At 34.5% G+C, this 26,091-nt stretch carries 20 protein-coding genes; 14 read left to right on the top strand and 6 right to left on the bottom strand.

Annotated features, from left to right (window positions below; translation table 11 throughout):
* The first annotated feature begins 29 nt into the window (after positions 1-29).
* Positions 30-1,112 carry an alpha/beta hydrolase gene (locus tag VB776_RS20790; RefSeq protein ID WP_323698794.1) on the top strand — a complete coding sequence of 361 codons (1,083 nt, stop codon included), beginning with the start codon at positions 30-32 and terminating at the stop codon, positions 1,110-1,112.
* Between the two features lie 147 nt (positions 1,113-1,259).
* On the top strand, positions 1,260-2,825 hold the full coding sequence (locus tag VB776_RS20785) for a glycerol-3-phosphate dehydrogenase/oxidase (RefSeq protein ID WP_323698793.1): 1,566 nt from the start codon (positions 1,260-1,262) through the stop codon (positions 2,823-2,825).
* Between the two features lie 71 nt (positions 2,826-2,896).
* On the opposite strand, the gene VB776_RS20780 is transcribed toward VB776_RS20785, so the two are convergent.
* The 3 genes from VB776_RS20780 to VB776_RS20770 form a co-directional block, all read right to left on the bottom strand.
* Positions 2,897-4,777 (bottom strand): ABC-F family ATP-binding cassette domain-containing protein, encoded by a 1,881-nt coding sequence (locus tag VB776_RS20780; protein WP_323698792.1) that lies wholly within the window; start codon positions 4,775-4,777, stop codon positions 2,897-2,899.
* Positions 4,778-4,871: 94 nt separating this feature from the next.
* Positions 4,872-5,363, bottom strand: coding sequence for a PIN domain-containing protein (locus tag VB776_RS20775; RefSeq protein ID WP_323698791.1), 492 nt, complete (start codon positions 5,361-5,363; stop codon positions 4,872-4,874).
* Entirely contained in the window at positions 5,353-6,138 is a 786-nt protein-coding gene (locus tag VB776_RS20770) for a hypothetical protein (RefSeq protein WP_323698790.1), read from the bottom strand. The genes VB776_RS20775 and VB776_RS20770 overlap by 11 nt, the downstream gene beginning before the upstream one ends.
* A 223-nt stretch (positions 6,139-6,361) precedes the next feature.
* On the opposite strand from VB776_RS20770, the gene sppA reads away from it, so the two are divergent.
* Both sppA and VB776_RS20760 read left to right on the top strand, forming a co-directional pair.
* Positions 6,362-8,137, top strand: coding sequence for a signal peptide peptidase SppA (gene sppA / locus VB776_RS20765; RefSeq protein ID WP_323698789.1), 1,776 nt, complete (start codon positions 6,362-6,364; stop codon positions 8,135-8,137).
* 145 nt (positions 8,138-8,282) lie between these two features.
* Positions 8,283-8,780 (top strand): SixA phosphatase family protein, encoded by a 498-nt coding sequence (locus VB776_RS20760; RefSeq protein WP_323698788.1) that lies wholly within the window; start codon positions 8,283-8,285, stop codon positions 8,778-8,780.
* On the opposite strand, the gene VB776_RS20755 is transcribed toward VB776_RS20760, so the two are convergent.
* Positions 8,777-9,541: an outer membrane beta-barrel protein gene (locus tag VB776_RS20755; protein ID WP_323698787.1), complete on the bottom strand. Its 765-nt coding sequence runs from the start codon at positions 9,539-9,541 to the stop codon at positions 8,777-8,779. The two genes, VB776_RS20760 and VB776_RS20755, sit on opposite strands and share 4 nt — an antisense overlap.
* A 73-nt stretch (positions 9,542-9,614) precedes the next feature.
* On the opposite strand from VB776_RS20755, the gene gldB reads away from it, so the two are divergent.
* The 5 genes from gldB to glpK all read left to right on the top strand — a co-directional run bounded on the left by gldB (position 9,615) and on the right by glpK (position 19,099).
* On the top strand, positions 9,615-10,649 hold the full coding sequence (gldB, locus tag VB776_RS20750; protein ID WP_323698786.1) for a gliding motility lipoprotein GldB: 1,035 nt from the start codon (positions 9,615-9,617) through the stop codon (positions 10,647-10,649).
* 353 nt (positions 10,650-11,002) lie between these two features.
* On the top strand, positions 11,003-12,919 hold the full coding sequence (locus VB776_RS20745) for an ABC transporter ATP-binding protein (protein WP_323698785.1): 1,917 nt from the start codon (positions 11,003-11,005) through the stop codon (positions 12,917-12,919).
* Positions 12,916-13,341, top strand: coding sequence for a Fur family transcriptional regulator (locus tag VB776_RS20740; protein WP_323698784.1), 426 nt, complete (start codon positions 12,916-12,918; stop codon positions 13,339-13,341). Before VB776_RS20745 ends, VB776_RS20740 begins: the two co-directional genes overlap by 4 nt.
* Before the next feature lie 808 nt (positions 13,342-14,149).
* A complete protein-coding gene (locus tag VB776_RS20735; protein ID WP_323698783.1) occupies positions 14,150-17,350 on the top strand; it encodes a S41 family peptidase in 3,201 nt (1,066 codons plus the stop codon).
* Positions 17,351-17,608: 258 nt separating this feature from the next.
* Entirely contained in the window at positions 17,609-19,099 is a 1,491-nt protein-coding gene (gene glpK, locus VB776_RS20730; protein ID WP_407653860.1) for a glycerol kinase GlpK, read from the top strand.
* A 74-nt stretch (positions 19,100-19,173) separates the two neighbouring features.
* Here glpK and VB776_RS20725 read toward each other — a convergent pair whose 3' ends face one another.
* Positions 19,174-20,166 (bottom strand): YhdH/YhfP family quinone oxidoreductase, encoded by a 993-nt coding sequence (locus VB776_RS20725; protein WP_323698782.1) that lies wholly within the window; start codon positions 20,164-20,166, stop codon positions 19,174-19,176.
* A gap of 139 nt (positions 20,167-20,305) precedes the next feature.
* Between VB776_RS20725 and VB776_RS20720 the strand changes: the two genes are divergently transcribed.
* The 3 genes from VB776_RS20720 (at position 20,306) to VB776_RS20710 (ending at position 22,823) form a co-directional block, all read left to right on the top strand.
* Entirely contained in the window at positions 20,306-20,641 is a 336-nt protein-coding gene (locus VB776_RS20720) for a winged helix-turn-helix transcriptional regulator (RefSeq protein WP_323698781.1), read from the top strand.
* A gap of 95 nt (positions 20,642-20,736) precedes the next feature.
* Positions 20,737-21,198, top strand: coding sequence for a GyrI-like domain-containing protein (locus VB776_RS20715; RefSeq protein WP_323698780.1), 462 nt, complete (start codon positions 20,737-20,739; stop codon positions 21,196-21,198).
* Between the two features lie 485 nt (positions 21,199-21,683).
* A complete protein-coding gene (locus VB776_RS20710; protein WP_323698779.1) occupies positions 21,684-22,823 on the top strand; it encodes a hypothetical protein in 1,140 nt (379 codons plus the stop codon).
* Between the two features lie 137 nt (positions 22,824-22,960).
* Here VB776_RS20710 and VB776_RS20705 read toward each other — a convergent pair whose 3' ends face one another.
* The gene (locus VB776_RS20705; protein WP_323698778.1) at positions 22,961-23,665 is read right to left on the bottom strand and encodes a hypothetical protein; all 705 of its coding nucleotides are present in this window, start codon (positions 23,663-23,665) and stop codon (positions 22,961-22,963) included.
* Positions 23,666-24,275: 610 nt separating this feature from the next.
* Between VB776_RS20705 and VB776_RS20700 the strand changes: the two genes are divergently transcribed.
* On the top strand, positions 24,276-25,418 hold the full coding sequence (locus VB776_RS20700) for an ImmA/IrrE family metallo-endopeptidase (RefSeq protein ID WP_323698777.1): 1,143 nt from the start codon (positions 24,276-24,278) through the stop codon (positions 25,416-25,418).
* Positions 25,415-25,915 (top strand): DUF4411 family protein, encoded by a 501-nt coding sequence (locus tag VB776_RS20695; RefSeq protein ID WP_323698776.1) that lies wholly within the window; start codon positions 25,415-25,417, stop codon positions 25,913-25,915. The genes VB776_RS20700 and VB776_RS20695 overlap by 4 nt, the downstream gene beginning before the upstream one ends.
* Positions 25,916-26,091 lie beyond the last annotated feature (176 nt).

The following is a 26,091-nucleotide window of genomic DNA, read 5'->3' as shown; positions in this document are numbered from 1 at the left end:
AAATTTGCGGTTCGACAAACAGATCAATAATGAGTAAAAGTGTTTTATATTTTGAACTAACCACGCCCGTTGAAGACAACAGACCTGTGTATATTTCAGGCAGTTTCAACGAATGGCTTCCTAATAAAGAAGAATTCCGCTTAAACAAAGTTGAAGACGGAAAATACATATTGAAGTTACCAGATACTATTAAATTGCCAGAAAGCTTTGAGTATAAATATACAAAAGGCGGATGGAATCAAGTAGAATTAGATGAATTTGGTAAACCCACCGCAAACAGAATTGCCAAAGTAAGAACGGGCATTTTAAAAGATTTTGTACCACACTGGAGATTAGACGGCGAAAACCTTTCTGGAGATGTAATGCCAGAAATTCGCTTGATTTCAGATGCTTTTGAAATTCCTCAGTTTGACAGAAAGCGTGCGGTTTATATTTTACTTCCTCATAATTACGAAAAATCAGAAAAACATTATCCTGTCATTTATTTACAAGATGCCCAAAACCTTTTTGGTGGTGGTTCTGAGTTTGGCAACTGGGGTATTGATAAACAATTAGCCGTTTTGGCTGCCCGTGGTCATGGCGATGTCATTGTTGTTGCGGTAGCACATGGTGGCGAACAACGTTATCAAGAGTATTCTCCTTACAATAACCCAAAAATGGGAAAAGGTCAAGGACGAAAATATGCTCAGTTTCTCTCAAAAACATTAAAGCCATACATTGATAACAATTTTAGAACTTTACCAGAACGTGAATTCACAGGCATTGGCGGAAGTTCTTTAGGCGGATTAATCAGTATTTATGCAGGTTTGATGTTTCCAGAAGTGTTTGGAAAATTGATGGTATTTTCTCCGTCACTTTGGGTTTCGCCCAATATTTATTTTGATGCCATTGATTTTATTTCTCATTTACCAACCAATATCTACATTTACGCTGGTGGTGATGAAGGAACAATGATGATTCCGAATGTTGAGAAACTGAAACAAACCTTCCAAAGACAAGGCATTAGAAAAACGGAAATCAATCTTTCTTATGAACCAGAAGGAATGCACAACGAAGACCAATGGGGCAAAGAATTTCCAAAAGCGATAGAATGGTTATTCTTTAATCAATAGTAAAAAAAATATCTATAAAAGGCTCATTTATTTACAATTTTGTAAGTAGATGAGCCTTTTATTTTGTTTTTATACTTTAGTTTTTTGATAATCTTTGACATTAACAATTATTGGTATATTTGTGAATCATCAGGTAACAATTCCATTATGAATCGTAAAGAACAGTTAAGAAAAATTTCGATTACAGAACAATTTGATTTATGTATTATCGGTGGAGGAGCTACAGGAGCAGGTATTGCTCTGGATGCAAGCCTGAGAGGATTGAAAGTATTATTAATTGATAAAAATGATTTTGCTGGGCAAACCACTTCAAAGTCCACCAAATTGATTCACGGAGGCGTTCGTTACTTGGAGCAAGCTGTTAAAAAATTGGATTGGGAACAATACAAAATGGTTCAGAAAAGTTTGCATGAAAGAGATACGCTGATAAAAAATGCACCACATCTTACTCGTCCATTAGCTTTATTAACGCCTTGTTATACTTGGATAGAAGGAATTTACTTGACTATCGGACTAAAACTTTATGAATGGATTGCGGGAAATCATGGTATTGGAGCAAGTAAATGGCTGTCTCGTAAAGAAGCCTTGAAAACAATTCCTGAACTAAAAAAAGAAAATTTAACCTCCGCAGTATTGTATTATGATGGACAATTGGACGATGCTCGTTACTGTTTGGCAATACTTCAAAAAGCAGAAACGTTAGGTGCTACAATTTTGAATTATGCCGAAGCCATTCGCTTTGAAAAAGATAATCACGGAAAATTAACGGGGCTTCACATTAAGAATACTTTAAATGGTGATACTTTCTCGATTCGATCAAAAGTATTTATCAATGCTACAGGACCATTTGCTGACCATGTTCGTAAAATGGCAAACCCCAAATTAAAACCAAGAATGAAAGTAAGTCGTGGAGCGCACATTGTTCTCCCTGCTTCTTTAATGAAGAATGAAACCGCCATTTTAGTCCCGAAAACGGATGATGGACGAGTACTTTTTATCATTCCTTGGCAAGACCATCTTTTGGTAGGAACAACCGATGAGGAAGATAAACTTTCTGAAAATCCAGATTTAGAGCAATATGAAATTCCTTACTTATTAAGCTACGTAAATCGTTATTTGGGAAAAGAAGTAAGCCCTGAAGAAATTACTAGCGGTTTTGCAGGACAAAGACCATTGTTGGGAAAAGCAGAAAAAGGTTCTGATACTAAATCTCTGGTTCGTGACCATGAAGTAGAAATTGATAAAAACAGTCAATTAGTAAGTATCATGGGCGGAAAATGGACTACTTACCGATTGATGGCAAAAGATACTATCGACCAAATTTATGAGCATCTTTGGCAACAAGAACCTGTTGCTTGTACTTCAGATTATCAATTATTACATGGTGCAGAAGGTTATCGTTTTGAAGATTGGGAAAAGCTTTCAGCACAATATCAAGTATCGCCAGAAATCACACAACATTTAATGAAGAAATACGGTGTATTTGCTGAAAACGTATTAAAACTAACAGACAATCAACCTGAATTAAAAGTATTAATTCATCCAAAGCATCCATTTATCAGAGCAGAAATTGTCTATGTAATTCAAGAAGAAATGGCAATGACCAGTAAAGATATTCTGGAGAGAAGATTAGGATTGGCATTGAGAGATGCGAAAGTGGCGAGAGAATCAGAGGAAATGGTGAGAAGCTTTTTAGTACAATTTAGTAGATAAATGGCAAAAAAATCATTTCTAATTGAGCGAATAATTCGCTCAATTAGAAATGAAATAAGTAATACTTCAAACTATTCGGAAAGCTCTAACCAACGCAATTCTTTCTCGTCGAGTTCGTCGGTGATTTCTTCGATTTGTTTTGCCCAAGCTCCCAAATCTTCGTAGCTACCTCCATTATTGAGTCTTTCGGTCAATTCAGCTTTTTTCTTTTCTAATTTTTCAATGGCTTTTCCCAAATCTTCGTACTCTTTTTGTTCTTTGAAAGAAAGCTTTCTTTTCGTAGTCGAAACTTGAACCGAAGGCTCTAATTTATGATTATTCGTCGAAACGGGTTCGCTTTTGACTTTTGGTTTTTCGCCTAAAGTAATTTCATTTTCTTCCAACCATTCTCTGTAATCGGTATAGTTTCCAGGAAAATCTCTGATTTGTCCGTCGCCTTCAAAAACAAAAAGATGTTCTACCAATTTATCCATAAAGTAACGGTCGTGAGAAACCAAGAGTAAACAACCACCAAAAGCAATCAAGAAATCTTCTAAAATATTCAAAGTCTGAATATCAAGGTCGTTGGTAGGTTCATCAAGAATCAAGAAATTTGGATTTTTGATGAGTACTTTCATCAATTGCAAACGTCTTTTTTCTCCCCCCGATAATTTATCAACCGCAGCATATTGTACTTTCGGTTCAAATTTGAAGTGCGTTAAAAACTGACTTGCCGAAATGGTTTCACCCGTTCCCACCGTAACAACCTCTGCAATATCTTTGATAACATCAATTACTTTATCGCCCGGTTTGAAGTCCAAATCACCTTGTGTATAATAACCATAAACAACGGTTTCGCCTGTAGTAATGCTTCCCGAATCTGGTTGTAGATTTTGGGTAATCATGTTCAAGAAAGTAGATTTCCCGATACCATTTTTCCCAATAATTCCGATACGGTCTTTACGTTGAAAAATGTAAGAGAAGTCTTCTACAATTTTTTGATTTCCAAAACCTTTATTTAAGCCTTCAATTTCCAAAATCTTACTTCCTTGACGAGACATTTTTACGTTCAAGGTTACTTTTGAATCATCTTTGCTTTGCGAAGCCTTTTCTTTCAGTTCATGGAAAGCATCAATTCTATACTGAGCTTTCGTGCCACGGGCTTTCGGCTGGCGACGCATCCATTCTAATTCTGTCCGTAAAGTATTTTTGGCTTTGTCGATACTTGCCGCTTCCGAAGCTTCACGTTCAGCTTTTTTCTCTAAGAAATAACTGTAATTTCCACGATATGGATAAATCGTTCCGTTATCTAATTCGGCAATGTTGTTACACACTCTGTCCAAGAAATAACGGTCGTGCGTTACCAACAGTAAAGTGATATTTTGTGCAGAAAGTGTTTGTTCCAGCCATTCGATAGTTTCCAAATCCAAGTGGTTGGTAGGCTCATCGAAAATCATTAAATCTGGTTCTTCGATTAGTACTTTTGCCATTGCTACACGCTTGCGTTGTCCACCCGAAAGCTGAGAAATCTTGCGTTCAAAATCATGGATTCCTAATTTGCCCAAAATTTGTTTTACTCTACTTTCATAATCCCAAGCATCGTGTTTGTCCATCATCTCCAAAGCGTCCGACAGTAAATCAGAATCTTCTGGATTTTCCATGGCTCTTTCATACATTTTTAAGGCTTGATTGGCAGGAGAATCGCCCGTGAAAAGCGTATCCATTACGCTAAGGTTTTCATCAAAGTCAGGGTTTTGGAAAAGGTAGCCAACCGAAATACCTTTACGGATACTCACTGTACCTTCGTCAGAAGGAATCAAACCTGCTAAAATGTTCATTAAAGTAGTTTTACCCGCTCCATTTTGTCCGACTAACGCTACTTTATCTCCCTTCGAGATACCAAAATTTATGTTACGAAATAACCAACGTTCGCTGTAGTTTTTCGAGATATTTTCTGCTGATAAATAATTCATAACACAAAGGTAGGAAGTAAAGCTGTAAAAGGGTAGAGAGTTGAGAGAATTAGGTGATTTAAGAAATTAGAGATTTCAGATGAGTAAATCAATTTCAAAAACCAAAGTCTAATTTGCCAAATATTTCATTGAAGGGAGTATTAATGTCAATTATTTGAAATTGGGGGCTGGCTTCACTGCGTAGGATATTATAAATAGCAAAAGAACGAGCATCGGAAGTCACAAAGTAATGAATACTTTTATCAACATCTGCTTGTGCAAATAATTTAGAATCATTAGGTATAATTGTTCGAGGGGAAATAGAATTATCTTTTACTTTTCCTTGTGCATTAAACACAATTCTTGCAAACTCACCTGTTCTTTTGGCATGGTCTAAATTGAAAGGAAGAATTTGAATATTATTGAGAGGTAAATCTGTAATTGAACCTTTTACACAGTACTCTGCTATGGTAATTGTAGATACTTTCAAGGTAACTCCTTGCTCAAGAAAATATTTAAAATATCCTCTTGCATTAATATGTAGAGGGTCTTCATCATTTAATAATCTAATGAAGAAGCTGGTGTCGAGCAAAACACTATAATTCATAAGTTCCTCTTAGATTAAATACCCAATCATTGGCATCAATACCGCTCCAATTCTTTTTTGCTCTACCAATTAAAGCATTAAGATATGAATCATCATATTTGGGATTAAAATCAATCAACTCCAACAATGTTAGAGTACTCTTATCAATTTCACCTGTATCAATATTTTGTTTTCCATATACCCTAACTCCATACTTTTTGTAAAGTAAGTTTTCTTCGTGTCCTTCTAAAAACTTCTTAGATGTGTCAATTGTTAACGAGCCATAATCAGAAGTATCAATGTGAATATTAGCTTTACTTTTCCCTCCCGCATTAGTAAGTGTTCCGTAAAAGTATAGCTCTGCATCTACCCAAATATTTTTTGTTCTAACAAAATTCGTTTGCGGAGTAATCCTTAATTCTACTTCATCATCTTTTTTCAATGAAGTTTTAAATTCAAATTCATAGTTCTTCTGTATAGATAAAGCTTGAATATTCTCAATTGCTTGAGCTGTTTTTAGCTCTAAGAAATCTATGGAATTAACATTATTAATTTGAGCTAAAATGGCACTTAGACTTATTACTGCCTGAAGACCTGTTCTGAAGGTATTCTTTACCGAACCCTCTTCAAGATTATAACTAATTAAAGGTCTATCTTTTTTATTAATTGGATAGAGCAAATCTTCAACATTTTGAAGAAGCACAGCAATTTCATTAATATCATAACTATCAGGTGAAAGTTTGATATTTCCATAATTACCAACAACTCTTATCTCTATATCTCCGAATTTTTCCATTTGTTGCAAATATACAAATTTAAAGAAATGACAAAATATTTGTCAATAACAATCTTTAGCGTATTTGTCTTTTCTTTTATCCTCCCTCCTATCAAGTCAATTCTCCATTGAACACATAAACTTTTTTTGGGAAACAAGTCAATTTATTTTTGGGTTTAAGACTTATCTGAATTTTGATTAATCTTGTAAGTTGTAAGCGTTAAAAAACCAAAACTTAAAACTCATGTTACAATTTCTTAAATATGTTTTAGCTACTATTGTTGGGTTAATTGTTTTCTCCATCGTTAGCTTTATCCTTGTTATTGGTATTGCTGCGGCTGTGGGTGCTTCTCAAGAAGAAACAAGCCTTAAAGATAACTCTGTCTTAAAATTAGACCTCAACCATGCCATCGAAGAAAATGTAAGCGATGAAGAAAATCCTTTCAAAGATTTAGGTGGTCCATTCATGGATAACAATGAAAGTATCGGAATGGTACAAATCAGAGAAGCCTTAAAACGTGCCGCTGCTGATAGCCATATCAAAGGAATTTACTTACAAGCACATTATCCTCAAGCTGGCTATGCTCAATTAGAAGAAATTCGTAATGCACTTCTTACTTTCAAAAAATCTGGAAAATTCATTTATAGTTACGGTGAATCTTTCACTGAAAAAGGATATTATGTTTCATCTGTTTCTGATAAAATCTATTTGAATCCAGCTGGTGGAATGGATTTCAACGGAATTAGTGCGGAAGTAAGTTTTTATAAAGGTGCTTTGGATAAATTAGACATCAAACCTGTCGTTTTCAGAGTAGGTGAATACAAATCTGCTGTTGAACCTTATCTCCGTGAAAACATGAGCGATGCCAACAAAGCTCAATACTCTTCTTTGTTGAATAGCATTAACAATCATATTTTCGAACAAATCGCTGCTTCTCGTGGTATTACTGTTCCTGAATTAAAAAAAGTAGCTGATGAATTAATCGCATACAAACCTAAAGGTGCTTTAGCGGCAAAATTGGTAACCGATGTTGGTTATTACGATGAATTTGAAGCTGATTTCAAAAAGAAATTAAAGAAAGAATCTGAAGATAAAATTGATTTTGTGAGTCTTTCTAAATTCTTAAAAGCTGAATCTGCCATTCCTTTTAACGATACCCAAAATAAAATTGCGGTAGTTGTCGGCGAAGGTGCGATTATTGGTTCTAAAGCGGATAAAGGAAATATTGGTTCAGACGATTGGGTGGCTGAATTGCGTAAAGCTCGTGATGATAAAAAAGTAAAAGCCATTGTATTAAGAATTGATAGTCCAGGAGGTTCTTCGTTGGCTTCTGATGTGATGTGGAGAGAAGTAGAATTAGCAAGAAAAGTAAAACCTGTAATCGCTTCAATGGCTGACTATGCGGCTTCTGGTGGTTATTATATGGCGATGGCTGCTGATACAATTGTGGCTGAACCAACAACGATTACAGGTTCAATCGGAATTTTTGCTCAGTTTTTTAACTTTGAGAATTTCTTAAAGAATAAATTAGGAATCACTAACGACCGTGTAAATACTAACGCTCACTCTGACTTCCCAACGGTTACTCGTGAAATGACGGATTTTGAAAAAGATTGGTTTCAAAGAAGTGTAGATGCAGGTTATGAAACCTTTACTTCTAAAGCGGCAAAAGGACGTAAAATGAGTATTGAAAAATTGAAATCATTAGCTGGCGGACACGTTTGGTCGGGTATTGAAGCAAAATCAAATGGTTTGGTGGATGTATTAGGTGGTTTAGAAGATGCTATTAAAATTGCGGCTAAAAAGGCAAAATTGAAAGAAGGTGACTATAAAGCAAAATTCTATCCTCAACCAAAATCTTTCTTTGAAGAGATTTTTGATAAAAAAGAAGATGCTGTTCAAGCGAAAATCATGAAAGCACAATTTGGTGAATTAGCTCCTTATGTAAAACAAATTCAAGATTTGAAAGCTCGTGAAGGCTTAATGACTTTAATGCCAGAAGTAATTGAGTTTAAGTAATTTCAGGTAACAATAATAATTTCAGCGTAAATTTATAGGGAATATAACCCGTAGATTTACGCTGAAAAATTTTCCAGACAACCCAGATAGGTATTTACGGATTAAAAGAAAATCTGTAAATAAATAATCTATAAAGCTTGATGAAATGAAAAAACTAATACTCTTTTTAGGAATTACTTTGTTGTTTTCTTCTTGTGCTAAAGAAGCTACTATTTTCGTTGTCCGTCATGCTGAGAAAGATTTGGCGTATAAAGGAGATGACCATTTTCGCCCTTTAAATACTGCGGGACATCAACGAGCAGGAATTTTAGCCAAGCGATTAGCTAATGAAAAAATAGCTAAAATTTATGCTACCGAATACCTAAGAGTACAACAAACTGGAGATTCTTTAAGAATCAATCAAAAAATAGATACTGCTATTTACAGTGCTAAAACTGCTTACTTTTTCGATAAAATCAAGCACGATAACATGCAAGGTAAAAACATTTTAATCATCGGTCATTCTAATACTGTTCCAGAAGTTATTCGATTTTTAGGCGTCAAATTTGATTTGAAAATCATTCCTGATACCGAATACGACAATCTTTATCTCGTAAAAATGAAAGGCAAAAAAGTAATAGATTTCAAAGCTGAAAAGTTCTAAAACTTCAAACCTAAATCAAGTAAGATTAAACCATTTTTCGTGATTAAATCTTTATAGGCTTTAGTATTATTGATTTCTGTGAGTCCTCTTTGATATTGTATGCCAAAAATAAAAGAGTCGTCTCCTCCGCTAATTCTTTTTTCAAATCCTAAACCTAATAATAAACCAACATCGCCCATATTGAATATACTGGGTTGATTTCCTACTCTTTGACTATATTGATAAAGTGGATTACTAGCTTTGTCAATAGGTTTTTCTGCAATTTTCAAATCTAATACTCCTCCAAATTGTAAATAAACCGGAGTATCCGACATCACTCCATCACTAAAGATTTTTAGCGTTACGGGTACTTGTAAATATTGTAAATTGAAAGCGGCTTTGTTACCAGTACGTTCATCTGTGCTGAGCGGATACTCTGCAAACAAATCATTATTATAAAAATTATTACCAACGGAATAACTTTCACCTTTAACAGTGTACCATAAACCTGTACTAAAAGCGTATTTCTCAGCAAAGTAAAAATCAATGATTGGTCCTAAGCTCATTTTCAAGTTAATGCCCGAAGCTTCTAAATCTCTGAAATCTTTAGTAGTTTCTACTTCGTTGAGCGTAATATTCGGGGAGAACTTGAAGCCAATTTTTAATTTATACAAACCACTACGGTAGCCACTGCTGTATCTGGAACCGTATCCATAATTCTGTGTGTAGGCTTTGGAGGTCATCAACAGAATAAAAAGAATTAAGAATGCGTTTTTCTTCATAATTTTGTATTGTTAAATAAGTTGTTTTCAATAAAACACGACTAAAGCGGTAAAACTATTAATCCAAAAGCGTATGCTTCTAAAATTAAAAATATATTGTATCTCCATTTTCATCGTAAGTCTGGCTTTTGCTTGTTCTTCTGAAGGAAATGAAGCTTCTGACCCTGATGTAAGTAAGGTACAAGTAAATGTTTCTATTCAACGACTTGACAAAGAATTACTTGCATGCAAAGATAAAAATCAGCTCATAAATTTTTTCAATACACACAAAAGCTTCACCAGTACTTATTTTCAGGTTTTACCCCAAGATTTTGAGAAATTAGCAGAAAGATTATTGCCTGTTATTACCAATCAAGCTTTTCAAGATTTTTACAAACAATCTCAAGAACCTGCTTTTTTCGGAAATACTCAGCTTGAAGATGATTTTAAAGAAGCTTTTCAGCATCTCAAATATTACTACCCAGACTTTAAAGAGCCTAAAATTATTACAATTTTCACAGGTTTTTTTGCTCAAGATGTACTAAGTAGTCCAGAATTAATGATTTCGGACTCATTAATTATTATTGGACTAGATTATTTCATGGGAAAGAAAGGTAAATTCCTTCCAGACATCTACGATTACCAATTAAGAAAAGCCGCACCCAATGCCATCGTGCCACAAGCTGTACTTTTACTTTCGGCCAAATACAATGCAACCAAACCTTCTGAAAAATCGTTATTATCGGATATGGTTTGGTATGGGAAAAGTTATGTTTTCGGACATACAATGATGCCCTCTAAAGCAGATAGTTTGTTTATTGGATATTCTGATGCACAATTGACAGACTGCTATACTTTTCAAAAAGATATTTGGGCACATTTTATTGATAATAAATTACTCTATACAAACGATGCCCCTATCAAAGCAAGGTATATTATGGACAGACCAGTCACAGCAGAAATTGGTGCATCCTGTCCAGGAGCTATCGGTCGTTGGTTAGGCTGGCGAATTATTGGAAAATACTTTGATGAAAACGAAAAACTGACGATTCAAGAATTAATGAAGCAAACAGATGCTCAGAAAATCTTCGAGCAATCAAATTATAAAGGATTACCAGACGAAGAATGATGTTCGATGTCAGAGATTTGGGATTTCGGATGTTGGATTTTTCTCAGCCCTAGTTTTTTAAACCTATAAGGACTTACATAATTGTCTATTAATGAGAACTTTATTCTCAAATCCTTATAAGTAAAAGGACAAATTAAATTGACAATAAATTTATGTTTGAATATAGTATTAACTATCTGATTTTAAATTAAATACAGATAACAGATATACAGTTAACTAATAACGTCCTTTTACTTAGGTTTTATAAAACGCATACAATTTAGCCTATGGCTTAGAGCCTAAAGCAAAATAAATACATTTGACTCAAAGCTGAAAGCCAATGGCTGAAGGCTAATTAATAATTAAACCCAATAATGGCAAAGCGAAGTAGCAGTTTTGGAGCAGGAGTTTCTCCAGAAGATAAGAAAAAAGTAAGTAAAGAAGGTTTCAAAAAAGCTTTGAAGATTTTCAGATTCACCCTTCCTTATAAAGGCACATTTGCCATAGGTTTTGTGTTTTTGATACTCTCTCAAATCACCACTATGAGTATTCCTTTATTAATGGGGCAAATGGTTGGTGCAATTGTTTCACCAGAACAAATGGCAAACGCTACTACAGGAATGAGTAGTGGAATGGTAACAGACAAATTGCAAAATGTTTTTCATGAAGCACCTAAGTTCACGTTGAATGAAGTAACCTTAATTTTTGTAGGGCTGTTAATTCTTCAATCGGTATTCTCATTCTTTAGAGTAATTACTTTTACAAGAGTATCGGAGCAGTCTATGCGTGACCTCCGCAATGCACTTTATTCTAAAATCATTACTTTGCCAGTACCATTTTTCGAGAAAAATCGTGTGGGTGAATTAATGAGTAGAATCACAACCGACGTTTCTCAATTACAAGATATTCTTTCGATTACATTGGCTGAGCTTTTTCGCCAAGTATTTACTTTGGTGGGTGGTATTATTTTAATTTCTTACTTGTCGAGTAAGCTTACTCTTTTTATGTTGCTTACATTTCCGTTTTTAGTAATAGCCGCTATTATTTTCGGGAAATTCATCCGTAAAAATGCAAAGAAAGTACAAGATGAATTAGCCGCTACCAATATCATCGTTGAAGAAACGCTACAGTCTATCAACGTCGTAAAAGCATTTACCAACGAAAGTCTTGAAGCACACCGCTATGGTTTATCCGTACAAAAAGTAGTTGATTATGCTTTGAAAGCAGCGAGTTTCAGAGGTGGTTTTATTTCTTTTATCATCTTCGTACTGTTTGGTGGTGTTGTGGGCGTAGTTTGGTATGGAGGCAACTTGGTTTTGCAAGGCGAATTAGCTTTCAAAGACCTCTTCACGTTTATTATTTACACAGGTTTTATTGGTGGTTCAGTAGGTGGTTTGGGCGATATGTATGCACAAATTCAAAAAACAGTGGGAGCTTCTGAACGTATCTTAGAAATTTTAGGAGAAGAATCTGAAGTAAAAATTACTGACATTACTGTTCCAAGTAAAGTAACTAAAACAGAAGTATCCAATGATGGAACACCAAAAATTCAGTATCGCAATGTTGCTTTCCAATATCCTTCTCGTCCAGATATGCCAGTATTAAAAGATATTTCTTTATCAGTAAAATCAGGTGAAAAAATAGCTTTGGTGGGTCATTCAGGAGCAGGGAAATCAACAATTGTACAATTGTTGATGCGTTATTACAAACTAGCAAAAGGAGATATTTTGGTAGATGGTAAAAACATCAATACTTTCGATATTACAGATTTAAGGAAAAACATTGCCATTGTACCACAAGAAGTAATGCTTTTTGGTGGAACGATTTATGAAAACATCGCTTATGGAAATCCAGAAGCAGATGAAAACTTAGTGATTGAAGCAGCCAGAAAAGCGAATGCTTTAGAATTTATTAATTCGTTTCCAGAAGGATTTAAAACCATCGTTGGCGAGCGTGGCGTGAAGCTTTCGGGTGGTCAACGACAAAGAATTGCGATTGCCCGTGCCATTTTGAAAGACCCAGCCATTTTGGTACTGGATGAAGCTACAAGTGCTTTGGATTCGGAATCTGAAAGACTGGTGCAAGATGCTTTAGACCGTTTGATGCAAGACCGTACTACCATTATTATTGCTCACCGTTTGGCTACCATTCGCAATGTTGATACCATTTATGTGTTGAAAGATGGCGGAGTAGCAGAAAAAGGAACGCATGATGAATTGGTTTTGATTGATGAAGGAATTTATGCTAACTTAGTAAAGTTGCAGTTTGACAATGCAATGATGATAGAATGAAACCAGCAATAAAAGATACATTAAAAACATATAACCTTCGCCAAACTGATTGTCGTGAAGGTATTTTGGATGTTTTCATGAGCAAAGAACACGCTCTTGCTCATGCCGACGTGGAATCACAATTAACAGAACAATTCGATAGAGTAACGGTTTATAGAACGCTGAAAACGTTTGTTGATAAAGGGTTGATTCATAAAGTATTGGATGATGAGGGTGGTGTAAAATATGCACTTTGTAAGGATAATTGCCATGCAGGAGACCATACGCATCATCATGACCATGTTCATTTTAAATGTACAGCTTGCGGATTAACTACTTGTTTAGACCATGTAGTAATTCCTAACTTTATCCTTCCAGAAGGTTACAAACGTGTGGAAACAAATTTGTTGGTACAGGGAGTTTGTAAGGATTGTAACAAATAGACTTTAAGATATAGGACTTTAGGACTTGAAGACACAAGAAGCAAGATTTTTTTGGGAGGACTTTAGAGTTTAAAGACAAAAGAGGCAAGATTATAGTTTAAAGCATTTCAATACTTTAGATATTAAGTAATGGGCTATTCAGAGATGGATAGCCCATTTTTTTGTACTTATATTTAACTTTTCTTTCGACTTTAATTGCATAGATTTTAGGACTTAAAGATTTATAGCACTTCAAGAAGACAGAGACATAAAGCAAAATATCTTTTTTGTACTTGTATTTTATTTTTCTTTTTAGGAATACCATTTTTCTATATAGCAATGCTCTATTGTTATACAGAAAAATGTCATTCCTATATAGCAATGCTCTATTGTTATACAGAAAAATGTCATTCCTATATAGCAATGCTTTATTGTTATACAGAAAAATATCATTCCTATATAGCAATGCTCTATTGTTATACAGAAAAATATTATTCCTATATAGCAATGCTCCATTGACATACAACAAAATCCTATTTCTGTATAACAATGCTCCATTGTTATACAGAAAAATAATATTCCTATATAGTGACATTTTTTTTCTGTATAGAAAAATTGTTCTCTTTATTGGAAAAAATACTTTGCTCTACTTTTATGACTCAATTCTTAGTAGAAATGACAATTTGCTTTTTAATTCATCATTTTAATTTATCACTAAACAAACATAGCTTTATTGATGCTGTTTGGCGAATAACCTTTTGATAATTTATTATTTTAGCAAATTATTACTTATTTGTAGCTTAAATCTTCATCAAACAATTTCTTATTCATGAAAAAGCATCTTTTTCTATTTCTTTCAATGCTTTCCGCAGGCAGTACAATGGCACAAAGTCCATTATTACTTCGTCAGCCAAGTATTAATAATGATGGTTCTGTTGTTTCATTTTCCTATCAAGGAGATATTTGGACAGTACCTAGTACAGGTGGAAATGCCACTCGATTAACTATCCATGAAGCTTATGAGAGTAATCCAATTTTTAGTCCAGATGGCAAGCAAATCGCCTTTTCAGGTACTCGTTTTGGCAATAATGATATTTTTGTAATGCCTTCAACGGGTGGTTTACCCAAACGTTTGACCTTCCATTCAGCTCAAGATTTAGTAGCAAGTTGGACGCAAGCAGATAAAATTTTATTCTCGACCAGTCGTGAATTTAAGCAAATTGAACGCCCACAAGAAGTATATTCAATTAGTGCAAAAGGAGGAACAGAATCAAGAATGCTAGACGCCGTAGGCTTCGACCCAGTACTCTCTCCTGATGGGAATTTTCTTGCTTTTGTACGTGGAGACATCAATCCTGTAGCTCGTCAGGCTTATAATGGTAGTTCAAACAGGGATATTTGGGTATATAATATCAAAGCAAAAAGCTTTAACAAAATTGCTTTGTTCGAAACCAACGATATTATTCCACAATGGGGAAAAAATGGTTTGTTATACTTTTTAAGTAGTGTAGATGGTGCTTATAACCTTTATCAAATCAAAATTTCAGGCGACGGAAAAGCAGAAGGCACTCCTAAAAAACTAACGCAATTCAAGGATGAATCAATTCGTCATTTCAGTATTTCAAAAGATGGCAATACTATTGTTTTTGAAAAAGAAATGGCTCTTTTTACTTATAACGTAACGAGCGGTTCGGTTGCAAAAATTAATGTAAACATCAATGCCGACGAACGCTTTGATGCCTCTGAACAAAAAACATTTGCCACAGGGTTAGACAACTTTAAAGTATCGCCAAATGGAAAATTAGTAGCGTATAGTCTTCGTGGTGAAATTTTTATCAAAGAAGCAGATAAAGAAAAAACAAAGAGTATCAATGTTTCTCAGCACTCATTCCGTGACATTGAACCTGCTTGGTTGAATGATTCAACGTTACTTTTCACAAGTGATAGAAACAATGGCAATTTTGATTTGTATTTAGTAAATTCATCCGATGCTTCAGAACGTAATATTTTTAAATCGCTGAAACATCAAATCACACAAATTACAAAAACTACAGAAGATGAATCTTCACCAGTAGTTTCACCAGATAATAAGAAAATAGCCTACATTAAAGGCAGAGGAAATTTTGTAGTAGCAGACATCAGTGCTGATGGGAAATTAACGAACGAAAAAATATTAAGTGAAGGCTGGAACAAACCTAGTGATATAGCTTGGAGTCCAGACAGCAAATATTTAGCTTATAGTCAAGGAGATTTATATTTTAACCAAGAAGTATTTATCAGAACTGCCGATAATTCAAGCAAGCCTGTCAACGTATCTATGCACCCACGTGGCGATGGTAATCCGTTTTGGAGTGCTGATGGTTCAAAATTAGGTTTTGTTTCTGAAAGAAGCGCTGCTCGTAGTGCAGATGTTTGGTTTGTATGGTTGAAAAAAGAAGACTGGGAGAAAGAGACACAAGATTGGCAAGAAAAAGAAACGCCAGCAGCCGATGCTAAACCAGACAAAAAAGGAGTGAAACCAATTGTGATTGATTTTGACAATATTCATGAAAGAGTAGTACAAGTAACAAATTTTCCTGGTAATGAAAGCGAATTTGTGATTTCAAAAGATGGCGAAACCTTCTTTTACACAACTACAAGTAGTTCGGCAAAAGGAAGGGATTTATTTAGTATTAAATGGGATGGCAAAGAATTAAAAGAAATTACCAAAGGTGGTAGTAACCCTAATAATTTGACGCTCGATAAAGAAGGCAAGTACACTTATTATACAAAATTAGGTGGTGCACTTTCTCGTGTTGATGTGAAAACAGGATTGCCTGAGGCCTTGCCATTCGTTGCTAAAATGAAAATTGATTATTTGGCAGAGCGTACACAAGTATTTGAAGAAGCATGGAGAACCATTCGTGATGGTTTTTACGACCCTAAATTCCACGGAAATAATTGGTTACAATTGCATGATAAATACAAAGAGCGTTGTATCAATGCCAGTACTTCAAATGATTTCAGAGATATGTTTAATTTACTATTGGGTGAATTAAACTCAAGCCACATGGGCTTAACAGCACCAGACCGTGCTGAAACACAAAGAGAAATTACAGGTTTATTAGGAACTGAATTGATTCCAACGGCAACAGGAATGAAAGTAAACCACGTAGTGCCAGAAACTCCAGTGACTAAAAGTAAGAGCTTAATCAATGAAGGAGAAGTGATTACGGCTGTAAATGGACAGGCAGTAAGTGAAAGCGAGAACTTTTATGGTTTATTAAATGGCTTGGCTAATGAAAAAGTACTCTTAAATGTTAGCGACGCCAATGGAAAAAACAGAGAAGTTGTAGTTCGTCTTACACAAAGTATCAGCGATAATTTATACAATGAGTGGGTTGACAGCAGAAAGAAATTAGTGGAGAAATTCTCTAATGGTCGTTTAGGGTATATCCACATCAAAGGAATGGATTTCCCAAGTTTTGAAGTAGTAGAAAGAGAATTTACGGCTGCTGGCTATGGAAAAGAAGGCATCTTGATTGATGTTCGTTATAATGGTGGCGGTTCAACAACCGATTATTTAATGACGATTTTGAACTACAAACAACATGCTTATACTATTCCAAGAGGTGCAAGTACTGATTTAGAAAAAGATAAGAAAAAGTTCAGAGAGTATTATCCAATCGGAGAACGTTTGGTTTATGCCGCTTGGACAAAACCTTCAATCGCACTTTGTAATGAAGGAAGTTATTCTAATGCAGAAATTTTCTCGCATGCTTATAAATCTTTAGGCATTGGTAAACTAGTAGGTTTACCAACCAATGGTTCAGTAATTTCTACGGGAGGAAAATCTTTAATGGATGGTTCTTTTGTAAGATTACCGGGAAGAGGATGGTACACTAAAGCAACTGATAAAAACCAAGAATTGGGTGCAGCCATTCCTGATATTATCGTTGAAAACACACCAGATTGGATTGCTAAAGGAACAGACGAGCAATTGAAAGTCGCAGTAGATACACTTTTGAAAGATATTGACGCTAAGAAGTAAAATACATTAAAGATTACAATTGAGAGAAATAAGTATGAGTTTTGAATTGTGAATGATGAATGCTGAGTTGTTAAATTAAAATACGCTACTTTAATTGATACAAAAACAGTATTTATGTTATAGACGTTTATGCTTATTTCTCTCAATCGTAATAAAAGACTGATATTAATTCCATTCATGAATGGTAATGTTTGCTGAAATCACTAAATTTCGATTAAAACAATCGCTCTAATTTAACTATCAAAAGCAATCATAAAAATGTATATCGGCTCAATCGATCAAGGGACTACTAGTACCCGCTTCATCATTTTCGACAAACAAGGCAATCAAATCTCTGTCGGACAAAAAGAACATTCACAGATTTATCCACAAGCAGGTTGGGTGGAACACGATTCAGATGAAATCTGGAGCAATACCCAAGAAGTAATCGGTTTAGCATTAGGCAAAGCCAACCTTTCGCCTTTAGATATTGCAGCGGTGGGCATTACTAATCAACGAGAAACAACAGTTGTTTGGAATCGTTTCACTGGTCAACCATATTATAATGCCATCGTTTGGCAAGATACTCGTGTCGGAAACATGGTAGCTGAATTAGCCAATGAAGGCGGAGCAGATTGTTTTCGAGCAAAAACAGGTTTGCCTTTAGCAACATACTTTAGTGGCTTAAAATTAAAATGGCTTTTAGAAAACGTAGAAGGCTTGCGTGAAGATGCCGAAGAAGGAACTGCTATTTTTGGAAATATTGATACTTTTATCATCTGGCATTTAACAGGAGGAACAGATGGAGGTATCCATATTACAGATGTCACCAATGCAAGTAGAACGCAATTAATGAACTTGCAATCTTTAGCTTGGGATGATGATATTCTTACCAAGTTGAATATTCCTAAAGCCATGTTACCCGCCATTAAATCAAGCAGTGAAATTTATGGAGAAGCTCGTGGCGTACTTTCAGGCGTACCCGTTGCAGGTGATTTAGGCGATCAACAAGCCGCATTGGTTGGACAAACTTGTTTTTCCGCAGGTGAAGCAAAGAATACTTACGGCACGGGTTGTTTTATGTTAATGAATACAGGCGAGAAAATCACGCCATCAACTTATGGCTTGCTTACTACCGTTGCTTATCAGTTTGGGAATCATCCAGTACAATATGCTTTAGAAGGCTCTGTCGCCATTACCGGAGCGTTAGTACAATGGCTTCGTGATAATTTAGAAATCATTAAAAATAGTGCTGAGATTGAAGCTTTAGCCAATTCTGTTGAAGATAATGGTGGATGTTACTTTGTGCCAGCATTTTCTGGTTTGTACGCACCTTATTGGAAAGCGGATGCCCGTGGTGTAATTGTTGGACTTACTCGTTATGTTACCAAAGCACATATTGCTCGTGCAGCTTTAGAAGCTACTGCTTTTCAAACCTTAGAAGTATTGGAAGCGATGGAAAAAGATGCAGGTATTGAGATTTCATCATTAAGAGTAGATGGCGGAATGGTAGTCAATGAAACTTTAATGCAGTTTCAAGCAGATATGGTGGACGTTCCCGTGGTTTGTCCTGCCATGATTGAAACAACCGCTTTAGGTGCTGCTTATGCAGCAGGTTTAGCAATAGGTTACTGGGAAGATTTAGACGATTTAAAACAAAACTGGGGAATCGCACAAACTTGGAAGCCAGATATGGAAGCGTCAAAAAGAGAGAAATTATATCATTATTGGAAAAAAGCCGTCACTCGTAGTTTTGAGTGGGAAGAATAATAAATCGTAGCACGAGTTTCCAACTCGTGTCATAGTAATTTGGCGTTTGGAAACTCGTGCTACGGTTCATAAAATTATAGTTTAACAATAGTCTTCCCAAAAGCTTTTCCTTGCAACATCAAATCCAGTTGGGCGGGTACTTCTTCTAAAGTAATCTCTTTAGCGAGTATTGTTAAATCTGTTGGTTTCCAATCAGATGCTAATTTTTGCCAAATGTTTTCTCGCAAAGACATCGGACATTCGGCAGAATCAATTCCGAACAAAGTATTTCCACGAAGAATAAAAGGTAAAACAGTTGTGTGCAATTCGGCAGAGGCAACCAAACCACAAATCGCTGCCGAACCTCCGTAAGTTAAAGACTTCAAAGCAGTCGCTAAAATATTTCCACCAACAGTATCAATTACTCCTGCATAAGTTGATTTTAATAATGGTCTTCCAGATTGGTCATCTAAGGCTTCTCTGCTTACAATTTCGCTTGCTCCTATTTGTTTTAAGAATTCAACAGCTTCAGGTTTACCAGTTACAGCCACAACTTCAAAACCTAATTTAGCTAAAATGGCAATCGACAAAGTCCCCACTCCTCCTGTTGAGCCTGTTACCAAAACTTTTCCTTGTGCTGGTTTTAATCCATAATTGATTAAAGCATTGATACACAAACCAGCAGTTAATCCAGCCGTTCCGTGAATCATGGCTTCTTTTAAACTTAAACCTGTGGGCAATTTCACAATCCATTTGGCTGACACAGAAATATATTCAGCCAAACCGCCCGAAATATTCATTCCTAAATCATAACTGGTAACAATTACTTCGTCGCCCACTTTAAATTCTGGAGAATCACTCGCTTCTACAATGCCAGCAGCGTCAATGCCAGGCGTATGTGGAAATTGTTTTGTTACACCTTTATTCCCTATTGACGATAAAGCATCTTTATAATTCAATGCTGAATAATGCACTTTGATTAAAACATCTCCCGCTGGTAAATCTGAAATCTCTCTTTGTACAATCGCTCGTGTATATTGTTTCTCAGCACTTTCTATAATCTGTAAAGCTTTAAAAGAATGGTTCATGGTTTTATCTTTGTTTTGTTTATTCGCTTATATTTATGCTGTAAACCTCCACAAAAAAATATTGAAAGTCAAGTAGTTACATTCGTTACAGGTACTTACAAATAGTGTAGTTTTATTGATAATCAAGTACTTAATTTTTATGATTTTAGAAAAAAACTATATCGAACAAGATTGTCCTTCGGATGTATTTATGAAAGTACTCAAAGGAAAATGCAAAACAACGCTGATTGTGCTGATTAAAAAGGGAATCAATCGTTTTGGAGAAATGAAAAGAACCTTACCAACCATTAGCGAAAGGATGCTTGCCAAGCAATTAGACGAACTCGAAGCCGATGGAATTTTAAACAGAACTGTTTTTGCAGAAGTACCGCTAAAAGTAGAATACGCACTAACTGAGTACGGCGAAACGCTTTATCCCATTGTAAAAGAAATAAGACGTTGGGGACATATTCATCAAGAAAAACAATTAAAATAAATCTATAAAAAAAAGCATTTTTCACTGACATACTGTTGTCAGTAAGCATGATTTACTTTGTACTGTTAATCAAAAAATAAAACCTCAACAGTCAAATGAACACACAAGTAAAAGAAGTACCTACTCAGAAGTATTTTATTTATCGTACAGAAACAACCCTTTTAAATGTAAACGCCATTGCTATGCGTGAGATAGAGACTCTCTATGCTACCGCTGGTCAATTGGGCTTAGACACTTCAGCACCTCTTGAGTTTATCTATTGGGGTGCAACTGGCGATGTTGAAAAGCCTTTTATCTTAGAAATTGCCTTGCCTGTGGGTGACGAAGAAGTAACAATTCCTGCACATTATGAATTACTAGAACATCCTTCTTTCAAGGCTTTTGCTTATACACATCATGGTGATTTCAGCAATATTATGCCTGTTTATAAAGAGCTGTTTAATCAACTATTCGCACAAGGACATAAACCAACAACTCAAACCAGAGAAGTATATATCAATTGGGTGGACTTAACTTCTTCGGAGAATGTTACAGAGATTTTATTGGGGATTGAGTAGGTGATTGGAATGGGAATTGTTTTATCAAAAGGTCAGGTATTGATGCCTGACCTTTTTTTATATAACAGTAGCACGAGTTTCCAACTCGTTTATAATTAAGCTTAACGAGTTGGAAACTCGTGCTACTGGTACTCTTTTATTTAATCGAACAACATGAAAATTATTACTTGGAACTGCAAGACTCTGTCCCCTTTTTCTTACATCCCAATATACTTAAACCGCATTATATTGATTATTGCTCTGCTTCAATAAAATGTATGTTGTGATTAGTCTATTTTCTCTCAATCATCAACCGCTCATCATTATTTAAAATCCATTTATCCTTTTTCAATCATCCTTTCCAACCTCTAAAACATTATTGGTGTCAGTATTATCGTTGTACGAAGCAATGTAGTAATTATACTTTTAATCTTACATAGTTTCCTGTAAATCAAATCAAAAGAAAAACAATTTTTAACCTTTATCCTTTAAACTCAGTCATGAAAATGAAACAAATTAGTGTATTCATCTCGCTCTTATTAATTACTTGGGGATGTGCATCAGAAGAAGAAGTTAATGTCTATTCTGAAATTTCAAGTATTCAATTTTCAAACTCTACCAAGATTACTTTTGAGGAAAGTAAAAGCGATACTTTTAGTATCAAAGTTGCTTTGAATAAGCCATCTAAAAAAGATGAAGTAATTGAATTTAACTTCAATGGTTCGGCTACTCTTGGACAAGACTTTCAATTGATTACTCCTAATCCTCTAACTATCAAAACTGGTGATTCGACGGCAATAATTAAATTAAAAATAATCAAAGATTCAGCGGTTGAGCCTGAAATTGAAAACTGTACAGTTACCTTTAAATCGTTAAGTAGCACACTTCAATTAGGGCAAAATGGTTCTTTTGAATTTGACATTTATGAAACTAAAGCGATTACTAAAGCTTTAGTAGGGTTTGAGTTTAGCACGCTAAATGTGGATGAATCCAGTGATGTAAAAGTAAAACTTAAAATCAACGAACCTATCAATGAAGACCTTGTTGTACTTTTAGAAAAACAAAGTGATAACCATTATTATAGTATTAATACCAACTCAATGTATTTTGTGATTCCTGCTGGTTCAACAGAGAGTATTGTTTCTTTAAACTTGATGGATTATCGCCCTACCAAAGGACGCAACCTTCTTTACAATTTAAAAATTAAGGATATTCATAATGATAAGGTCATCGTTGATACAGTGAAAAGTGAACTAGCCATCAAAACTATCGACGCTAATAAAGGCTTACATTTGAAGGTAGATTGGGAAGGCATCGCCGATATTGATTATTATGAAATTGTAGATATGGATGGCAACAGATACGATTACGAAACTAGCAAAGAAGGCTCTGTTAGCGTTCAGAATCTTCAACAAGACGGTACTTATTATCTAAAACTCAAGGCAAGTAAACAATTGACAACGAAAGTACCCATTACTATCACTGCTCAAAATACCACATTAATACCTGTTACGACAGTAGGTAAATACAAGTTTGATTTTAAAGACATCAACGACCCCGTTGCATTACTGATTTACAAGCAAGGTCTAAATTTTACCATAGTGCAACGTGATGTAGTAATTGTTCCACCTGTTGAAGTAGGTTAGCATCTCATATAAAATCAATATTCAGGAAACAACAAAAGGATTGTCAAAAAAGGTATCATTGACTAATCAACAAAAACGGCTGTCTAAATTTTAGGCAGCCGTTTTTACTTTATTGTTAGTATTTATTTCCTCTTAAACTATACTCTTAAACCTTTTATCAATTTATATTCCGTAGAGCTAACGCCATACTGACTTTTAATAGATTCTTTAATCCTTTGTGTTCTTTCCGCAAGCGTTTCATACAAAGCATTCCGTTTTTCAGCACTCACTTTTAACCCTCCATAAGTACTTGTTACAAGATTATTGGCTTGATTAATTTCAGCAATCTTTGCTTGAAGATTCGGGAGCTTGATTAACTCATTCACAGGTGTATAATTACTTCCTAAAGCCGTTAATGTACTAACAATATCCGCAAAGTTTTGTGTCATACTTCCGAAAGAACGTTCCGACTGACTAATCTTTTCCTTAGTATCTCCTTCTTTGGGTTTGGTAGCTCTTTCTCCTCTGATTTTCGTAATCAATACAGAAATATCATTTACTTCTTTTGATGTTTTACCCAATTTAGCCCTGAGCGTTGCTGCAATCGGACTTAGTAATTTGCCTACTGAAGTGGGAAGATTGGAAAAATGCTTTTGTCGGGTATCAACTGCCGTCGAATATTCACTCTTTTTTCGAATGACATTACTATTCTCGACTTTCGTTGCTTCAATCAAAGCATCATAATTAACAATACTTGTATCGGCTGTGGGGGCAATATAGCCAATAAAACTTTTAAGATGTGTTGAAATTGCTGAAGCGTTAGCAATTTTAGCCCCAAAGGTAGCTTCTGTGTTAGATGCCATAGGTCACATTATTTAAAGGATGAATAGAAATTGTAAAGTCTTTATTAGTGGATAGGTTGTACTATAAAATTATAGAAATAATCGAATCATTTGGCACGAAATGCAATATTTATTTAGCTAAATATCTGTTAATAAAGTAATTGAGAAAAATGCAAATGTCTCAGAGGAAAAAAATTAATGCCAAGAAAAAAATTAAAAATGAATTGAGGAAAATGTAATGGCTTATGAAGAAAAATATTAATGCTCAGAAGAAAATTAAAAATGGATTGAGGAAGATTTAATGGCTTCTGAGGAAAAATATTTATACTCAGAGGAAAATTAAAAATGAATTGAGGAAGATTTAATGGCTTCTGAGGAAAAATATTAATGCTCAGAAGAAAATTAAAAATGGATTAAGGAAGATGTAATTATCTCTAAGGAAAAACATTTAAACTTTGAGTAGTTTTTCAATGTAAATACTATAATACTTTCAGATATTTATATAAAAACTACGAAAAAATACTTCCTATAAACAAAATGAAAATTATTACTTGGAACTGCAATGAAGCCTTAAGAAATAAGTTTGAAATCTATTTTTAAAAGCCTAAAACAAAATTATTACCTTTGTAATATGAGTACAAGAGTTGAAAATATCAATAGTGAAATTATTGAATGGGCTATCCGAAGAAATGGGATGGAACCAGAAGAATTCTATGCTCAAAACCCTAAAGTACAAAAGTGGATTAATAAAGAAGTCTTTCCCACAGTAAAACAATTAGAAGACTTTACACACAAAGTCCATGTACCATTTGGATATTTATTTTTACCACAACCTCCAAATGAAAAAATAGATATTCCTTTTTTTAGAACAGGGAATAATATTAGCAATAAAGTTTCTTTAAATGTATTTCATACCATTCAACTAATACAAGATAGACAAAATTGGTTAGTAGAATATCTTGATGAATTAGGTTTTGAGGATTTAGAATTTGTCGGTAAATACAAGTACAATCCTAATCTTAATCCATTAGTTATCGTAAATGATATTAGAAAAACGTTGAGTTTAGAGATAGATTGGGCAAGTAAATATGATAAATGGGAAGATGCCTTGGAGTTTCTCACAGTACAGATTGAGGAAATAGGAATAATTGTTAATTATAACGGAATTGTTGGTACAAATACAAAAAGAAAAATTGAAGTTGAAGAATGTAGAGGTTTTGTTTTAGTTGATAAAAAAGCACCTTTTTTATTTATTAATGCTGCTGATGCTAAGGCTGCTCAGATGTTTACTATCATTCATGAATTAGCTCACGTTTGGTTGGGGAAGAGTGCAGGATTTAACAATAAAGACCTACTTCCAGCTGACGACCCCATTGAAATTCTTTGTGATAAAGTTGCTGCTGAATTTTTAGTACCTGAAACTTACTTCATTACAAAATGGCAAACAACTCAAAATTTCAAGTATTTAAGTAGAATATTCAAAGTAAGTCAGATTGTGATTGCCAGAAGAGCTTTAGACTTAAAGTTAATTAGTAAAGAAGATTTTTTTAATTTTTATAACAATTTCATGGCTGATTTTAAAGCCAAGAAAGAACAACAAGGCTCAGGAGGGAACTACTACGCAACGGCAAAAAAGAGGATTAGCTTGAGATTCGCTTCTTTTATTAATAGTGCTGTCAGAAATAATAAACTATTATACCGAGATGCTTATAAATTAACAAATTTAAAAGGAGACACTTATAGCAAATTTGTAACAGAATATCTATACCAATGAGCAAGTACTTATTAGATAGCAACGTTTTTATACAAGCTCATAGGATGCACTATCCTTTTGATGTTGTTCCGAGCTTTTGGGACAAACTCATTACTCTTTCGGATGATGACGTTATTTTCAGTATAGACAAAGTAAAAAAAGAGTTATACGATCATCAGAATCCAGATATTTTAGGAAAATGGTGTCATAATGATATTAAGAGTAACTTTTTTGTTGATAGTAGCAATTGTATAGACAAATATGGATTAATTGCTAATTGGGCAGTAGCAAACAATCATCATTACAAACAAACAGCGATAGACGAATTTTTATCTCCAGATTTAGCAGACCCTTGGTTAATTGCTTATGCTATGAAAAATAATAATGTAATTGTAACCTATGAAGTAAGCCGACCTGAAATGAAAGCTAAAATTAAGATTCCAGAACCCTGTAATCATTTTGGTGTACGATTTATTACTCCAATTGAAATGTTTAGAGAGTTAAAAGAGAAATTTTAATCGCTTTTATTCAGTATTTTATATGTTAAAACCTAACAAAAAAGCCCCAAGAAATTGGAGGCTACTGAAAAAGTCTATTTATTAACTCTCATAAACGAGCAGAAAGCCTTAGCTTTTCTGCTCGTTTTTTTGTATCTTGAAATAGATTTATTAATGTATTTTAAGATGTTATCTCA

Origin of the sequence: Arcicella gelida, from assembly GCF_034931025.1 — a bacterium.
Taxonomy (GTDB): domain Bacteria; phylum Bacteroidota; class Bacteroidia; order Cytophagales; family Spirosomataceae; genus Arcicella; species Arcicella gelida.
The sequence above is the reverse complement of the archived record's forward strand: the minus strand, read 5'-3'. Positions and strand labels throughout refer to the sequence as shown.

Excerpts from the sequence above, each read along its gene's own strand:
- VB776_RS20790 (WP_323698794.1), top strand. The coding sequence starts at position 30 with ATGAGTAAAAGTGTTTTATATTTTGAACTAACCACGCCCGTTGAAGAC.
- VB776_RS20785 (WP_323698793.1), top strand. The coding sequence starts at position 1,260 with ATGAATCGTAAAGAACAGTTAAGAAAAATTTCGATTACAGAACAATTT.
- VB776_RS20780 (WP_323698792.1), bottom strand. The coding sequence starts at position 4,777 with ATGAATTATTTATCAGCAGAAAATATCTCGAAAAACTACAGCGAACGT.
- VB776_RS20775 (WP_323698791.1), bottom strand. The coding sequence starts at position 5,363 with ATGAATTATAGTGTTTTGCTCGACACCAGCTTCTTCATTAGATTATTA.
- VB776_RS20770 (WP_323698790.1), bottom strand. The coding sequence starts at position 6,138 with ATGGAAAAATTCGGAGATATAGAGATAAGAGTTGTTGGTAATTATGGA.
- sppA (WP_323698789.1), top strand. The coding sequence starts at position 6,362 with ATGTTACAATTTCTTAAATATGTTTTAGCTACTATTGTTGGGTTAATT.
- VB776_RS20760 (WP_323698788.1), top strand. The coding sequence starts at position 8,283 with ATGAAAAAACTAATACTCTTTTTAGGAATTACTTTGTTGTTTTCTTCT.
- VB776_RS20755 (WP_323698787.1), bottom strand. The coding sequence starts at position 9,541 with ATGAAGAAAAACGCATTCTTAATTCTTTTTATTCTGTTGATGACCTCC.
- gldB (WP_323698786.1), top strand. The coding sequence starts at position 9,615 with ATGCTTCTAAAATTAAAAATATATTGTATCTCCATTTTCATCGTAAGT.
- VB776_RS20745 (WP_323698785.1), top strand. The coding sequence starts at position 11,003 with ATGGCAAAGCGAAGTAGCAGTTTTGGAGCAGGAGTTTCTCCAGAAGAT.
- VB776_RS20740 (WP_323698784.1), top strand. The coding sequence starts at position 12,916 with ATGAAACCAGCAATAAAAGATACATTAAAAACATATAACCTTCGCCAA.
- VB776_RS20735 (WP_323698783.1), top strand. The coding sequence starts at position 14,150 with ATGAAAAAGCATCTTTTTCTATTTCTTTCAATGCTTTCCGCAGGCAGT.
- glpK (WP_407653860.1), top strand. The coding sequence starts at position 17,609 with ATGTATATCGGCTCAATCGATCAAGGGACTACTAGTACCCGCTTCATC.
- VB776_RS20725 (WP_323698782.1), bottom strand. The coding sequence starts at position 20,166 with ATGAACCATTCTTTTAAAGCTTTACAGATTATAGAAAGTGCTGAGAAA.
- VB776_RS20720 (WP_323698781.1), top strand. The coding sequence starts at position 20,306 with ATGATTTTAGAAAAAAACTATATCGAACAAGATTGTCCTTCGGATGTA.
- VB776_RS20715 (WP_323698780.1), top strand. The coding sequence starts at position 20,737 with ATGAACACACAAGTAAAAGAAGTACCTACTCAGAAGTATTTTATTTAT.
- VB776_RS20710 (WP_323698779.1), top strand. The coding sequence starts at position 21,684 with ATGAAACAAATTAGTGTATTCATCTCGCTCTTATTAATTACTTGGGGA.
- VB776_RS20705 (WP_323698778.1), bottom strand. The coding sequence starts at position 23,665 with ATGGCATCTAACACAGAAGCTACCTTTGGGGCTAAAATTGCTAACGCT.
- VB776_RS20700 (WP_323698777.1), top strand. The coding sequence starts at position 24,276 with ATGAGTACAAGAGTTGAAAATATCAATAGTGAAATTATTGAATGGGCT.
- VB776_RS20695 (WP_323698776.1), top strand. The coding sequence starts at position 25,415 with ATGAGCAAGTACTTATTAGATAGCAACGTTTTTATACAAGCTCATAGG.